Genomic DNA, 14888 nt, shown 5'->3' with positions numbered 1-14888 from the left:
ATTACTTTTTCTGCATGTAAGGGGCAAAGGCCTCAGAACTGTACTCTTTAAAGCCTTCGTCTGTGCTCACAATCAGCAGTACCGGCAGCTTTTCTTTGTTTGCCAGTGCAATTGCCTTTTCTTCACCCATCACAGAAAACGCGGTTGCCAGCGCATCCGCTGTCATACATGACGGATGCAAAACGGTCACAGACACAACACGGTTTGTGATTGGCTTCCCAGTCTTCGGGTTAATCAGATGCGAGTAGCGTACACCATTTTCTTCAAAATAGTTACGATAATCGCCGGATGTTGCTACAGCCATTTCGACCGGTTCAATCACTTCCTGGATGGCACGGCTGCCGTCCTGAGTCGGCTTCTCGATAGCAATGCGCCATGGCACACCTTCCAGATTATTGCCTTTCAGGCGGATTTCGCCGCCAATTTCAACCAGATAATCCTGAGCACCCATGGAGGCAATATAATCTGCCACCACATCAACACCGTATCCCTTGGCAATCGATGATAAATCAACATACAGCCCAGGCAGATCTTTTATTAAAGTATTTCCGGCAACTTTCAGATGCTCAATGCCGACTTCCTTACGCCGTTCTTCCAAATCAGCATCCGTCGGGATCACCTCAGGCCGTGCTTCCGGACCAAAACTCCACAGGTTCACCAGTGGTCCAACAGTCACATCCAGCGCGCCATCTGTCAGCTCAGACAAACGAATTGCTTCTTTGACGACTTTAGCCGTATCCGCTGAAACTTCAAACGGCTCGCTGCTGGTGTGCTGATTAAATTGACTGAGCTCGGAGAGCTTACGATAGGTCGACATCTGGTCATTGACCAGTTCCAGGCGCCGATCGATCTCTTTCTGAAGTTCAGCTTCGCTTGGTAAGCCTTCCTGCTTAATCAACTTAATTGAATAGTATGTCCCCATCGTTGAGCCGTTCAGGTGAATCAGCTGACGTTGTTCGCTACAGCCACTGATAACCAGTGCCATCACCAGCAGCATCATCGCTCGGGTGAAGAGTCTTTTCATGCAAGGGATCTCCAAAATTCAGAACATATCCACCCAGACACCGGTATCACGGTGTGAGTGCTTTGGGCTCTCAAAGAATAAATCAGGGATTGGTTGACGAAAAATGGCTGACCCAGAGGATCAGCCATTCTTGAATGATGCTTCAGGCTGTCTTAGCCGCCGAAGTCATCCAGCAGGATGTTTTCATCTTCAACACCCAGGTCTTTCAGCATGCTGATAACAGCGGCATTCATCATCGGTGGACCACACATGTAGTATTCGCAGTCTTCCGGTGCTTCATGATCTTTCAGGTAGTTTTCATACAGCACGTTGTGGATGAAGCCAGTGTAACCGTCCCAGTTATCCTCAGGCATCGGATCAGACAGGGCACAGTACCACTTAAAGTTATCGTTCTCGTCTTGCAGCATGTCGAAATCTTCTACGTAGAACATTTCACGCTTAGAACGAGCACCATACCAGAAGGTCATCTTACGCTTAGAGTGCAGACGCTTCAGCTGGTCGAAGATGTGAGAACGCATAGGCGCCATACCCGCACCACCACCGATGAAGACCATTTCTGCATCTGTGTCTTTCGCGAAGAACTCACCAAACGGACCTGAAATCGTTACTTTATCACCAGCTTTCAGTGACCAGATGTAAGAAGACATGATACCTGGTGGTACATCCGGGTTACGAGGTGGCGGCGTAGCAATACGCACGTTCAGCATGATAATGCCTTCCTCTTCCGGATAGTTCGCCATTGAGTATGCACGGATTGTGTGATCATTCACTTTAGACTCGTAACGGAACAGGTTAAATTTATCCCAGTCCTCACGATACTCTTCAGGAATGTCGTAATCAGCATACTTCACATGGTGAGCAGGCGCTTCGATCTGGATGTAACCACCTGCACGGAAAGGTACAGATTCGCCATCCGGGATACCCAGCTTCAGTTCTTTGATGAAGGTTGCCTTGTTATCGTTAGAGATAACAGTACATTCCCACTTCTTCACACCAAAGATTTCTTCTGGCAGCTCGATGTCCATGTCGGCTTTCACGTTGACCTGACAGGACAGACGCTCACCTTCACGGGCTTCACCTTTAGTAATGTGATCCAGCTCAGTTGGCAGGATGTCACCGCCGCCTGATTTGATTTTCACACGGCACTGACCACATGAGCCACCACCGCCGCAAGCAGAAGATACGAAAATACCGTTGCTCGCCAGCGCACCCAGAAGCTTACCACCCGCTGGGGTCGTAATCGCTTTTTCCGGGTCGTTGTTGATTAGAATAGTAATGTCACCTGATGGTACCAGCTTAGATTTAGCGAACAGGATCACTAAAACCAGAGCCAGGATAATCAAGGTAAACATAACTACGCCAAGAATAATAACATTCATGAATTATTCCTTAATATCCTGATTACAGCTGTACACCGGAGAAGGACATGAAGCCCAACGCCATAAGACCGACCGTGATAAAGGTGATACCCAGACCACGCAGGCCCGCTGGTACGTCAGCATATTTCAGCTTCTCACGGATACCCGCCAGAGCAACGATTGCCAGCATCCAGCCCACACCAGAGCCAAAGCCATACACGATAGACTCAGGGAAGTTGTAGTCTCGCTGTACCATGAAAGATACGCCACCGAAGATTGCACAGTTCACGGTGATCAACGGCAGGAAGATACCCAGCGCGTTGTACAGCGGCGGGAAGAAACGGTCCAGAATCATTTCCAGAATCTGTACCAGTGCCGCAATCACACCGATGAAGGTGATGAAGTTCAGGAACGTCAGGTCCACGCCTTCAGCAATTGCACCGTCTTTCAACAGCAGGTTATAAACCAGGTTGTTCACCGGCACAGAGATGGTCAGTACAACGGTAACCGCGACACCCAAACCAAAAGAGGTTTTGACTTTCTTAGAAACCGCCAGGAATGTGCACATCCCCAGGAAGAAAGACAGTGCCATGTTCTCGATGAAAATCGAGCGAACCAGTAAGCTAATATAATGTTCCATGTTTCCCTTACTCCTTCGCTTCAACTTGTTCCGGACGGAAAGTACGCAGTGTCCAGATCAGGAAGCCAATCAGGAAGAAGGCAGACGGAGCCAGCAGCATGATACCGTTTGGCTGATACCAGCCACCTTCAGAGATCAGCGGCAGCACCTGCATACCGAAAAGTTTGCCTGAGCCCAGCAGCTCACGGAAGAAACCAACCGTCAGCAGAACGAAACCGTAACCCAGACCGTTACCCACACCATCCAGCAGAGACGGCAGTGGTGCAGACTTCATGGCATATGCTTCTGCACGGCCCATCACGATACAGTTCGTGATGATCAGACCAACGAATACAGACAGCTGTTTAGAGATGTCGTAAACGTATGCTTTCAGGATCTGGTCAACCACGATAACCAGAGACGCAATAATCGCCATCTGCGCGATAATACGGACACTGCTCGGGATTTGGTTACGTACCAGAGAAACAAAGAAGTTGGAAAATGCTGTAACAAAAGTTACCGCAAGCGCCATTACAAACGCTGTTTCCAGTTTCGTGGTTACAGCCAAAGCTGAACACACGCCCAGTACCTGAAGGGCGATCGGGTTGTTACTCAGGATCGGCCCAAACAGGACTTTTTTCATTTCTTTAGTATCAGCCATTGTTCAGGCCTCCGTTACGCACTTTCGTCAGGAACGGACCAAAGCCGTTTTCGCCCAACCAGAACTTGAAGGTATTCTGCACGCCGTTACTTGTCAGAGTTGCACCTGACAGGCCGTCGATACCGTGAGCATCACCTTCAGGTGCGCCACCTTTCACGACATGGATTGCAGGTTTTAAACTGTCATCAAACAGTTTTTTGCCTTCCCACTGAGCACGCCATTTCGGGTTTTCGACTTCACCACCCAGTCCAGGAGTTTCCCCCTGCTCGTAGTAAGTGATGCCAGACACTGTGTTTCCGTCGGTTTCAACCGCAACGAATGCGTACATCATCGACCACAGGCCCTTACCATTCACAGGCAGGATCAGCTTCTGGATCTGATTGTTGTCATCTTTAACCAGATAAATCTTGGCAACGTTTGCCAGACGAATCAGCTTCGCTGGGTCACTCGCTGGATCCAGCTTCACAGACAGAGCTGGATTTTTTGCTGCATCACGCGGGTCATAGTCTGCTGGTGATTTTCCATCAACAGAATCAACGAAGTTGCCGGTTTTCAGATCAACCAGTTTTGGTTCAATATACTGGTTGTACGTTTCACCAACTTTCACACCGTCTTGCAGCAGACCTGCAACAGACAGGATATTCCGTTGTACGTCCAGCTTAGCGTTATCTTGCTGCATCGGACGCAGCATAACTGCTGCTGTTGAAACCACAATCGAGCACACCAGACTCAGGGCAACAACAACGGTCAGCGTTTTCTTGATGCTATCGTTCTTACTTGACATGACGAGCCAGTCTCCGTTTGATGTTGCCTTGAATCACTGCATGGTCAAACAGCGGTGCAAACAGGTTAGCGAACAGAATCGCCAGCATCATGCCTTCCGGATACGCAGGGTTCACCACACGAATCAGAACAGCCATCACGCCGATCAGTGCACCATACCACCACTTACCTTTATTGGTGAAAGCAGCAGAAACCGGGTCAGTTGCCATGAACATCATACCGAACGCAAAACCACCCAGAACCAGGTGCCAGTGCCATGGCATGCTGAACATTGCATTTGTTTCAGAACCAATGATGTTGAACAGCGTTGCAGCCGCAACCATACCGATCAGCGTACCGGCGATGATGCGCCAGGACGCAATACCCAGGTAAACAATGAAGGCACCACCGATCAGAATGAACAGCGTTGAAACTTCACCAATTGAACCAGGAATACGGCCAATGAAAGCATCCATCCAGCTAATCGCTTCGCCAGTCACAGTATTCACAACTGCAGCCTGACCACCGCTCGCCCACTGGCTCAGTGCAGTTGCACCAGAGAAACCATCGGCAGCAGTCCACACCAGATCACCAGAGATCTGAGCAGGATATGCGAAGAACAGGAAAGCACGACCAGCCAGTGCAGGGTTCAGGAAGTTACGGCCAGTACCACCGAAGACTTCTTTCGCCACAACAACACCAAAGGTAATACCCAGGGCTGCCTGCCATAAAGGCAGTGTTGGCGGCACGATCAGCGCAAACAGAATCGAGGTGACAAAGAAACCTTCGTTCACTTCGTGCTTACGGATCATACAGAACAGCACTTCCCAGAAACCACCGACGATAAATACAGTCGCGTAGATTGGCAGGAAGTAAGTTGCACCCAGCAACATTTTGCTGCCCCAGCCTGCATCAGCACCTAAGGTGCCGCCCAGCGCTTCGGTCAGCCAGTAATGCCAGTCGCCCTGAATTACTTTCACCAGTTCTGCACCGGCATACAGGTGGTTCAGACCAGCAACAGCCTGATGGCCCACGTTGTACATACCCCAGAACATTGCCGGGAATACAGCCAACCAGACCATAATCATGATACGTTTCAGGTCGATACTGTCACGTACGTGAGAGCCGGTACGGGTCACCATACCTGGGGTATAAAGCACGGTTGCAACTGCTTCGTACAGTGCAAACCACTTCTCATGCTTACCACCTGGCTCAAAGTGGTGTTCGATCTGCTCGAGGAAATTCTTGAGGCTCATGAATTACCCTTCCTTCTCAATCTTGTCCAGGCATGCACGCAGCATTGGACCGTACTCATACTTACCTGGGCACACGAAGGTACACAGCGCCAGATCTTCTTCATCCAGTTCCAGCGCACCCAGCAGTTGGGCACTATCGCTATCACCGGCGCACAGATCACGCAACAGCAGTGTTGGTTCGATGTCCAGCGGCATGACACGCTCATAGCTACCGATTGGCACCATAGAACGCTCACTACCATTGGTAGTGGTTGTCATGTTGTACAGTTGGCCTGGGAAAAATTGGCTAAAGAAAGCACGTGTTACAGAGAATTTGTTCTTACCAGGTGCGATCCAGCCCATGAACTCTTTCTCACGGCCTTCGCGCAGCGCAGTCACCTGCAAGTGGTAGCGACCCAGATATGCGTGCGAACCTGTGGCATGAATACCATTCAGCACAGAACCAGACAGAACACGCAGTTCACCGGTCAGCAGTTCACCATCAGTCAGCTGATCAACAGAAGCACCGATCACAGTACGGACCAGACGTGGCTCATTCACAGCAGGGCCCGCCAGAGAAACCACACGCTCAGCGTACAGCTCACCAGTCAGGAACAGTTGACCAAAGGCAATCACATCCTGGTAGTTCAGGTGCCAGGCAACATTGTTCATGTCGGCGCCGAACAGTTTGTGGATATGTGTACCCACCAGACCCGCAGGGTGCGGACCGTTGAATACATGCTCTTCGACATTGGCTTCGTTGCTGCGCGGCAGGCTGGCGCCAGACTTACACACATAAACTTTGCCACCTGTCAGACGAGACAGAAGAGTCAGACCAGCAACAAAGGCTTCGCCTTGTTCGTTGATGATCACTTCCGGATTGGCCGCCAATGGGTTGGAATCCATTGCATTGACAAAGATCGCCTGCGTTTCAGCATCGATTGCAGGAACCTTGCTGAACGGACGCGTACGCATTGCCGTCCACATACCAGACTCCACTAACTGCTCTACAATAGCAGCGCGGTCCAGCTGTGACAGCTGCGCTTTGTCGTAACGGTTAAAGGTGATCGTTTCTTCGCCTTCGACATCGATGACGACAGACTGGAGAACACGCTTAGCACCACGATTGACTTCCACAACCTTGCCGCTGGCCGGAGCAGTATACTTCACGCCTGGGTTCTTCTTATCTTCGAAGAGCACCTGACCTTTTTTTACTACATCCCCAACGCGGACATGCATCGTTGGACGCATGCCGACGTATTCTTCGCCAAGCAAGGCGACTCGAGTGATGGCTTTGCCATCATTTATCGCCTGGGCAGGAGTCCCAGCAATTGGGATATCCAGACCCTTCTTTATTGTAATCATACGCACTTGCACTACATTAACGGGAAAAAGAACTTGTTATTGCGCAATTTAGACACGACTTTCCTTGGTCCGAAGCCGGTATCAGAAACCACCAGCACCGCAACATCCTATTTACTCTTTCATCACACAACTGGATGACGAGTATTTTCGAGGGCCGGATTTTAGCATTAATCAACTGGTTTTTACTATGGCAAACCTCGCTAATCGAACTGAAATTCAGCGATAGCTGATGTGCTAATAATCACTGTGATAGATAAATTTGACCCAACGCACACTTGCGGTGAATCCTCCGGCACTTGCCACGATCAGAGTGTTTTTCTGCTATTTACAATCCGGTATCAATTTTTCAACACCACAGGACCGTCGGTTAAACTCACGCATTCGATGTCTATAAAGCAGCAAAATTCCATGCAATTTCGCATCGATTCTGCAACATATGTTTTCACTCTCTCACACAGGTAACCACCTTTGAGATATCCGGGTGTCAGTATAGACGCCCCAGCAGAAGTCAAAGAGGTTTACACACCCGGCAAGGATAAAAAATGAACGATACGCATCTTACGCCATCATTCAGTAATCACTCACTTACCGACTTCAAACTTCAGACTGTAAAAAACCGCAAAGCTGCGGTTTTTTATCTGTCAGTCCTGAACGCCGGTATAGCTTAACTTACCCGAACTTACTGCCACCCAAACAAGCGGGTGAATCGGGTGCAGCCTGCTGCGTCTGCCACTCATCCGGTGTATAAGTGTGAATCGCCAGCGCGTGGATATGATTCGCCAGCTCATCAGCCAGAATCGTATTTATCATTCTATGGCGACCGATCAGTCGCTGACCTTCAAATTCATGACAGACAACGACGACTTTAAAGTGACTTTCAGCCCCTGCCGGCACATTGTGCATGTAGCTTTCATTCACCACTTCCAGGTGAGTCGGAGATAAAGATTGCTGTAATTTTTGTTCGATACGTTCCTGGATCATACGTCCTCCTGATACGGCGCTGTCCGCTGCCTGAAAAACCATCCTGGTGAAAAATACAGCAGCGACTTGCGGAAACGACACAACAATCGGCCACAGTGTTCAGGTTAGTCTTTGCAGCTTCGCCAGCATCTGCGAAAATATTCAACCCGACAACATACCCTAAAGATAGCCTGAATGAAACCTGAGCTCACCCTGCACGGCCGCAGCCTGCAACTGCAACGTTATCCCGTCCGAAACCGAGAAACCCTGCAAGCCTGGGATGCGGCCGATGAATACCTGATTAATCAGGTTGAAGCGATGAAAGAAGCCAAGCAACTGTCCCTGAATTCAGAGCGTCCCATCGTGATCCTGAACGACAGCTTTGGTACGCTGGCCTGCTGGTTCGCTGAACAGGGACAGGTCGTTTCATCAGGCGACTCCTATATTGCGCGTAAAGCCGGTGAAGCGAATCTGGCAGACAACAATCTGCCTGCGGTGACCTTTACGGATTGCCTCGCTGCTCTGCCCGAGAATTCACAGCTGGTCTTAATCAAACTGCCAAAGAACAACCGTCTGCTGATCTGGCAACTGACGCAACTGTGCGCCGCTTTACCTGACGACTGCACAGTGATTGCGGCAGCCAAAGCCAAGGAAATCCATACTTCGACACTGAAACTGTTCGAAAAACACCTGGGACCGACCACGACGTCACTGGCTGTGAAAAAAGCCCGGTTGATTTTCTGTCAGCCAGACAAATCACTTGCGGCACAATTGCCAGCGGTTCAGCGCTGGGAAGTCCCGGAGTACAACCTGACACTGACCAATCATGCCAATGTATTTTCCGGAGAAAGTCTGGATATCGGTGCCCGGCTGCTTCTGCAACACATCCCTCAGGATCCGGCCCTGAAACATATCATTGATTTGGGTTGCGGAAACGGGGTGATCGGGCTGCATGCCGCGCGGCTCAATCCGGAAGCCAGTGTTACCTGTGTCGATGAAAGCTACATGGCCGCAGCATCCTGCCGTGAAAATGCTGACCTGAACCTGACGAACAACAAACAGTTGACCGCTAAAGTAGATAACTGTTTGGAAAGTATGGTAAATGATGAGGCTGATCTGGTGCTGTGTAATCCGCCGTTCCATCAGCAAAACACCATTACAGACCATATCGCCTGGCAGATGTTCTGCGATGCAAAACGCTGCCTGCGCCGTCATGGCCGGCTGATTGTGATTGGCAACCGCCATCTGGGCTATGACGGGAAACTCAAGCGCCTGTTTGCTAAAGTACATCAAATTGCTCAAAACAATAAATTTGTGGTTTATCAAGCTGAAAAATAAACCCGCTCTGAACATTCTGGCTGACTCACAGCCTGCTGAATAAGGAACATCTGGATGAAACCGCTTGTTTTTGCTGCCGCTCTGCTGACTTTGACGGCCTGTACAACGCCGACGGATACGCAACTTAACCTGCAGCCAACCCCCGCACTGGCCGCTCAGCCAAGTGTACAGGGCCTGCATCTGAACCTGGAAAGCCGCGACCTTCGCACAGCACAATTTGTTGCCGTGATCGATAACGGCGACAAAAATGTTCACCCGCTGCATGCCCGGGAAAACCTGCGTCAGACCCTGCAGACAGCGCTGTCCCGACAGCTGGAATCTCAGGGCATCCAAATCGATCACGACAGCCAGAGCACGCTGCGTCTGGATATTCTGGAAGCCATGGTCAACGTGAAGCAAAGCACGCTCAGCCACACGCTGAGCAGTAAACTGCAGCTCCAGCTGGTCCTGAACACACCCAACGGCAAATTCATCAAACGATATGCAGGCAAGTCATCCCGGGAAGGTGCCATGGCCGCCTCGAAGGAATCGATGGAGCTGGCCATGAACGGCCTGATGGATGCTGTCCTGCGAGATATTCAGACCGATTCTGAACTGAACAGCTACATGGAGGAAAACCTGTAATGCGCCAAATTTTAACTGCAGCCCTGCTGACCCTGTCTTTTTCTGCCGCAGCCGCTACACAAGTTGCCGTAGAAACCAGTCTGGGGGAATTTGTGGTTGAGCTGAATGAAGAAAAAGCCCCTGTGACAACCAAAAACTTTCTGCGGTATGTTGAAGACGGCAGCTATGTCGGCACCATTTTTCACCGGGTGATCCCGGGGTTCATGGCACAGGGCGGAGGCTTCGATGCCGAACTGAACCGCCGTCCGAGCTACGAGCCAATCAAGAACGAATCTGACAACGGCCTGAGCAACCAGCGAGCGACCATCGCGATGGCCCGGACGCAGGTTGCCGATTCGGCAACCCGACAGTTCTATATCAACTACCAGAACAACACCTTTTTGGACGGTCAGCCAAACCGTCCGGGCTATGCTGTGTTCGGAAAAGTTGTGAAAGGGTTCTCAGTTATTGAAAAAATGGCCGCAGTTCCTACAACAACAGTCCGCTCAATAGGTATGAAAGATGTACCTCAGCAGCCTATAGTTATTAAAGCAATCAACGTTATCAACAAGTAGACTGACGTCCCTGACCGTGAGTCTGCGGTCAGGTGATCCCCATGCTTAGACTTGTTTCCTCACAGCCGGATGTGCCGACAGAGCGAATTGCCCGTCACATTGCTGACCATGCCCCAGCGTTGGCGCTGTCGATGCTGGGAACCATCAACGGGGAAACCAGTTACGACTCCTTGCGGCAAACCTGTACGGAACAGCTTCATGAGTGGTGGCAGCTCTGTGTTCCCAGCGGCACACCAGGCACAGCTTATGAATCCGTCTACTGGTACCTGCTCCACCTCATGGAATCGCTGGAAGAGCATCAGCTTCTGGGAAACTGCTTTATCCAGTTTCGGGTCACTGCGGGAGCCAAGTATCTGCTGGGCATTGGCGAAGCACCTGAAAAAATGCAGGGCATTCGTCCTTAAACACACATTTCTCTCCAGTGACGCCTCAGTTTTGACGTTCTGATGGTTTTTCTCCACCCGCCATACTGATACCTTTATATCTCTGACCTGTTAGAAGCTGCTGCCCGCACCGCGGCAACTTCCCGCAGAACGTCACGCGTTTTATTTTATGCTGAAGAGGGTCCATTCCGATGGAGCAAGCTGTTGACGACCGCCCGGGCACCGGCTGGCGTGTATATCTAGAAAAAAAAGTCCTGATCATGCTGGCGCTGGGGTTCTCATCCGGTCTGCCGATTTTGCTGGTATTCGGAACCCTGTCATTCTGGTTACGGGAAGCGGAAGTCAGCCGGACCGATATTGGCTACTTCAGTTGGGTGGCACTGGCCTACGGTTTGAAATGGGCCTGGTCCCCACTCATTGACCGCTTTCCCGTCCCGCTTTTTTCAAAACTTTTAGGACGTCGACGTGGCTGGATGGTGTTCTCACAAATGCTGATCATCGCTTCGCTGTGCGGTATGGCGATCAGTAATCCCCAGGCAGACCTCTCTCAGTTAGCCGTTTTCGCGATCATTGTCGCCATTGCGTCTGCATCACAGGACATCGTGATCGATGCTTACCGGATTGAACTGGCCACCGAGCGCTTACAGGCCGCCCTGGCTGCCGCGTATATGACAGGCTATCGTCTGGCAATGATTATGGCCGGTGCGGGTGTACTGGCTATTGCTGCGCTATTCGGTTCAGACACCAGTTATGATCCTATCGGCTGGAAAACTGCTTATTTCATCATGGCGGGTTTAATGTCAGTCGGCTTAATTACCGCTTTGTGTATCCATGAACCTCAGCTGGATGGCAAAGCCATCGACAACCTTGAAACGGATATCCGCCTGCGTCTGCAGGATGCCAATGTCCCCTACCCGCTGGCCAGAGCCATGGCCTGGATTTACACCTCTGCGGTCATGCCTTTCCTGGATTTCTTCAGCCGCTATGGCAAAGCCGGCATGTTGTTACTGGCATTGATCGGCTGTTACCGGATTTCAGACGTTGTCATGGGAATTATGGCGAATGCCTTCTATGTCGATATGGGATTCGCAAAAAGCGAAGTTGCCACAGTTTCCAAAATCTACGGTGTGATCATGACACTGGCCGGTGCGGGCCTTGGTGGTCTGTTAATTACCCGTTACAGCACCTTACGGATTCTGGCACTGGGCGCCGTGTTGTCAGCATTCACAAACCTGCTCTTCATGGCATTCACCTACATCGGAAACAGCCTGCCGATGCTGACGCTGGTCATTTCCATCGACAACCTGAGCGCCGGCATTGCGACAGCGGCCTTCATTGCCTTTATGTCGGGTCTGACCAATGTGGCGTTCTCCGCCACTCAGTATGCGCTGTTCAGCTCCATCATGTTGCTGTTCCCGAAATTCCTGGCCGGTTTCTCTGGTCTGTATGTGGATCACTTCGGCTATAACATCTTCTTCCTGAGTACCGCTTTGATTGGCCTGCCAGTGCTGATCCTGATCAAAGCCGTAGAAAAATACGCCCCGCATCAGGATTAATTTCTCAGTCCTGTGAACTATTTCTGGCCTGAATGTTCCAACAATTCAGGCCAGATACACCCTCACTTCCATCCCGTTTTTTCTGATTTTGTTGACGCCATGCCAGCACTTTTTGACTTTATTTGATTTCAGATAACTTTCCCCCCACCCAGAGATGAACACTTAATGACCAAACACTCATTAGGTTCGAAATATTTGCATCAAATCACGGCCAAATAGCGATCAAAATCACCTTTGTATTTTTTTGTAATCCATTACACAAGATCCAGCTCACGATCAAAAAATTAGAAGTGAAACGTTACATTCACATTCGTGACATCAAACAATACACTTCCCGCCATTGCAAACGGACTGGTTAAAAAAGTCCGGTGTCTTAATACAATTAGCGAGAGTTGACGATGCGTAAATCCCTTGTTGCACTGAGTGTACTGGCTGCTTCCCTGTCTGCTGCGACCCAAGCTGCTGATTACACCGACGGTAATATCCATAAAAACGACTACAAATGGTCTCAATTCAACCTGATGTACGCGTTTGACGAACTGCCAGGCGAATCAAGCCACGATTACCTGGAAATGGAATTCGGCGGCCGCTCTGGTATCTTCGACCTGTACGGTTACGTGGATATCTTCAATCTGACTGGTAGCCCAGACAGCGACAAAGCAAATGCTGACGCTAAAATGTTTATGAAATTCGCACCGCGTGTTTCTCTGGACGCAGTGACTGGTGCTGACCTTTCTTTCGGTCCGGTTCAAGAACTGTACATTGCTTCAGAACTGACTTGGGATGGCGTAACTACCAATGCGACTAAAGGCACTTTTGGTGTAAACAACTACAAAGTTGGTCTGGGTTCAGACGTGATTGTACCTTGGTTGGGCAAAATTGGCCTGAACCTGTACAAAACATACGACATGAACGCAAAAGACTGGAACGGTTACCAGATCTCGACCAACTGGTTCAAACCTTTCTACACCTTCGACAACGGCAGCTTTATGTCTTACCAGGGTTACATTGATTATCAGTTCGCTATGAACGATGACAACAAAAACCTGAACACTGCCAACGGCGGTGCAATGTTCAACGGTATCTACTGGCACTCTGACCGTTATGCAGTGGGTTACGGTCTGAAAGCTTACCAAGACGTATACGGTCTGAAAGACGGTGGCTGGGCAGGCAAAACATCTGGTGTCAGCCACTACGTGAGCGTGACTTACAAGTTCTAAGGTCGCGTCACAGGACACGATTTCTTTTCAGCAAAGGCGCCTTCAGGCGCCTTTGTTTTTTCTTTCCCATTCCTGAGACAACTTTTCTCTGCTTCTCGGCCCTGCTTTGTACTTCATTTTCTTCAGAAATTTCCACAGCCTGCGTCACATGGGCGTCTGACGGATATTTTCCGGTCCTGCCGGTAAGGCATCCCACCCGCAATACACTAATCTTTTAAGTTAGACATTGTCTTTCTGTTTAGAAACAAGCCTCTGTCGACAAGCAACAAGCAATGGCATCGATAAACGATAAGTGAGAACGCCAACATGAAACAGACACCGTTAGCTTTGGCTCTTGGAGCTGCACTTGTTGTCCCCGGAATCAGCCTCGCCGCAGATTACACCGATGGCGATATCCATAAAAACGACTACAAATGGTTCCAGTTCAACCTGATGTACGCTCTGGAAGAATACCCCCGCGCACCTGATGACCCATCCGGTCACGATTACCTGGAAATGGAATTTGGCGGCCGCTCCGGCATTTTTGACCTCTACGGCTATGTCGATTTCTTTGACCTGACCGAAAGCGGTGCCAGTGATAAAAAAGACCGGCCGAAAATGTTCATGAAATTTGCTCCCCGGGTTTCACTGGATGCCCTCACAAACACGGACCTGTCTTTCGGCCCGGTGCAGGAACTTTATTTCGCGACCCTGTTCAACTGGGGCGGTGGTGCCCAGGATGTCAACAACTCCTTCTGGGGCATCGGTTCCGACATCATGGTGCCCTGGTTCGGCAAAGTCGGCCTGAACCTGTATGGCCTGTATGACGTAAATGCGAAAGCCTGGAATGGTTATCAGGTTTCCACCAACTGGTTCAAGCCCTTTTACACCTTTGAAAATGGTTCATTTATCTCTTATCAAGGCTACATTGATTACCAGTTTGGTGCCGACACTGAATTTCAGGGTAATCCGCAGGCAACGCATGGCGGGAACTGGTTCAACGGCCTTTACTGGCACTCAGACCGTTTCTCTGTCGGTTACGGCCTGAAGCTCTTCTATGATGTCTATCTGATTAAAGATTCAGACACATTTGAATCCACCGGCCCGTCTCATTATTTCTCGGTCACTTATAAATTCTGATTGGCCGTCCCCGTAATCGTCCGGATCAGCTCCTGCTCATCCGGACTTTCTCTTTCCCCTTTGATTTATCAACCGTTACAATAACGAACAATGATTCCTTTCCGGACAGG

Annotated in this window: 15 protein-coding genes; 7 read left to right on the top strand and 8 right to left on the bottom strand. The window is 50.1% G+C overall.

What is annotated here, in order from left to right; translation table 11 throughout:
* Position 1: 1 nt before the first annotated feature.
* From ACYP03_RS00295 to bolA, 8 genes are all read right to left on the bottom strand, one after another.
* The gene (locus tag ACYP03_RS00295; RefSeq protein WP_459778008.1) at positions 2 to 1024 is read right to left on the bottom strand and encodes an FAD:protein FMN transferase; all 1023 of its coding nucleotides are present in this window, start codon (positions 1022 to 1024) and stop codon (positions 2 to 4) included.
* 152 nt (positions 1025 to 1176) lie between these two features.
* On the bottom strand, positions 1177 to 2403 hold the full coding sequence (nqrF, locus tag ACYP03_RS00290; protein WP_248143518.1) for an NADH:ubiquinone reductase (Na(+)-transporting) subunit F: 1227 nt from the start codon (positions 2401 to 2403) through the stop codon (positions 1177 to 1179).
* A gap of 22 nt (positions 2404 to 2425) precedes the next feature.
* Positions 2426 to 3022, bottom strand: coding sequence for an NADH:ubiquinone reductase (Na(+)-transporting) subunit E (nqrE, locus tag ACYP03_RS00285; protein WP_330960801.1), 597 nt, complete (start codon positions 3020 to 3022; stop codon positions 2426 to 2428).
* A 7-nt stretch (positions 3023 to 3029) separates the two neighbouring features.
* The gene (locus ACYP03_RS00280; RefSeq protein WP_248143516.1) at positions 3030 to 3662 is read right to left on the bottom strand and encodes an NADH:ubiquinone reductase (Na(+)-transporting) subunit D; all 633 of its coding nucleotides are present in this window, start codon (positions 3660 to 3662) and stop codon (positions 3030 to 3032) included.
* Complete coding sequence (locus ACYP03_RS00275) at positions 3655 to 4446, bottom strand: Na(+)-translocating NADH-quinone reductase subunit C (RefSeq protein ID WP_459778003.1); 792 nt, start codon at positions 4444 to 4446, stop codon at positions 3655 to 3657. The genes ACYP03_RS00280 and ACYP03_RS00275 overlap by 8 nt, the downstream gene beginning before the upstream one ends.
* Positions 4436 to 5680 carry an NADH:ubiquinone reductase (Na(+)-transporting) subunit B gene (locus ACYP03_RS00270; protein ID WP_248143514.1) on the bottom strand — a complete coding sequence of 415 codons (1245 nt, stop codon included), beginning with the start codon at positions 5678 to 5680 and terminating at the stop codon, positions 4436 to 4438. Before ACYP03_RS00270 ends, ACYP03_RS00275 begins: the two co-directional genes overlap by 11 nt.
* Before the next feature lie 3 nt (positions 5681 to 5683).
* A complete protein-coding gene (locus tag ACYP03_RS00265) occupies positions 5684 to 7024 on the bottom strand; it encodes a Na(+)-translocating NADH-quinone reductase subunit A (protein WP_248143513.1) in 1341 nt (446 codons plus the stop codon).
* A gap of 669 nt (positions 7025 to 7693) precedes the next feature.
* Complete coding sequence (gene bolA, locus ACYP03_RS00260; RefSeq protein ID WP_459778000.1) at positions 7694 to 8005, bottom strand: transcriptional regulator BolA; 312 nt, start codon at positions 8003 to 8005, stop codon at positions 7694 to 7696.
* A gap of 174 nt (positions 8006 to 8179) precedes the next feature.
* Between bolA and ACYP03_RS00255 the strand changes: the two genes are divergently transcribed.
* From ACYP03_RS00255 to ACYP03_RS00225, 7 genes are all read left to right on the top strand, one after another.
* Positions 8180 to 9322 (top strand): methyltransferase, encoded by a 1143-nt coding sequence (locus ACYP03_RS00255; protein ID WP_459777998.1) that lies wholly within the window; start codon positions 8180 to 8182, stop codon positions 9320 to 9322.
* Between the two features lie 54 nt (positions 9323 to 9376).
* Positions 9377 to 9946, top strand: coding sequence for a YajG family lipoprotein (locus tag ACYP03_RS00250; protein ID WP_459777997.1), 570 nt, complete (start codon positions 9377 to 9379; stop codon positions 9944 to 9946).
* On the top strand, positions 9946 to 10500 hold the full coding sequence (locus ACYP03_RS00245) for a peptidylprolyl isomerase (protein WP_459777995.1): 555 nt from the start codon (positions 9946 to 9948) through the stop codon (positions 10498 to 10500). Before ACYP03_RS00250 ends, ACYP03_RS00245 begins: the two co-directional genes overlap by 1 nt.
* A gap of 41 nt (positions 10501 to 10541) precedes the next feature.
* Positions 10542 to 10904, top strand: a complete 363-nt coding sequence (locus ACYP03_RS00240) for a hypothetical protein (RefSeq protein WP_248143507.1) — start codon at positions 10542 to 10544, stop codon at positions 10902 to 10904.
* A gap of 170 nt (positions 10905 to 11074) precedes the next feature.
* Entirely contained in the window at positions 11075 to 12439 is a 1365-nt protein-coding gene (locus ACYP03_RS00235) for an AmpG family muropeptide MFS transporter (protein WP_330960806.1), read from the top strand.
* A 398-nt stretch (positions 12440 to 12837) separates the two neighbouring features.
* Positions 12838 to 13659 carry a nucleoside-specific channel-forming Tsx family protein gene (locus ACYP03_RS00230; protein WP_248143505.1) on the top strand — a complete coding sequence of 274 codons (822 nt, stop codon included), beginning with the start codon at positions 12838 to 12840 and terminating at the stop codon, positions 13657 to 13659.
* Between the two features lie 306 nt (positions 13660 to 13965).
* A complete protein-coding gene (locus ACYP03_RS00225) occupies positions 13966 to 14778 on the top strand; it encodes a nucleoside-specific channel-forming Tsx family protein (protein WP_248143504.1) in 813 nt (270 codons plus the stop codon).
* Positions 14779 to 14888 lie beyond the last annotated feature (110 nt).

This window comes from Photobacterium sp. R1, from assembly GCF_054600795.1.
This window is presented reverse-complemented; position numbering and strand designations above follow the sequence as displayed.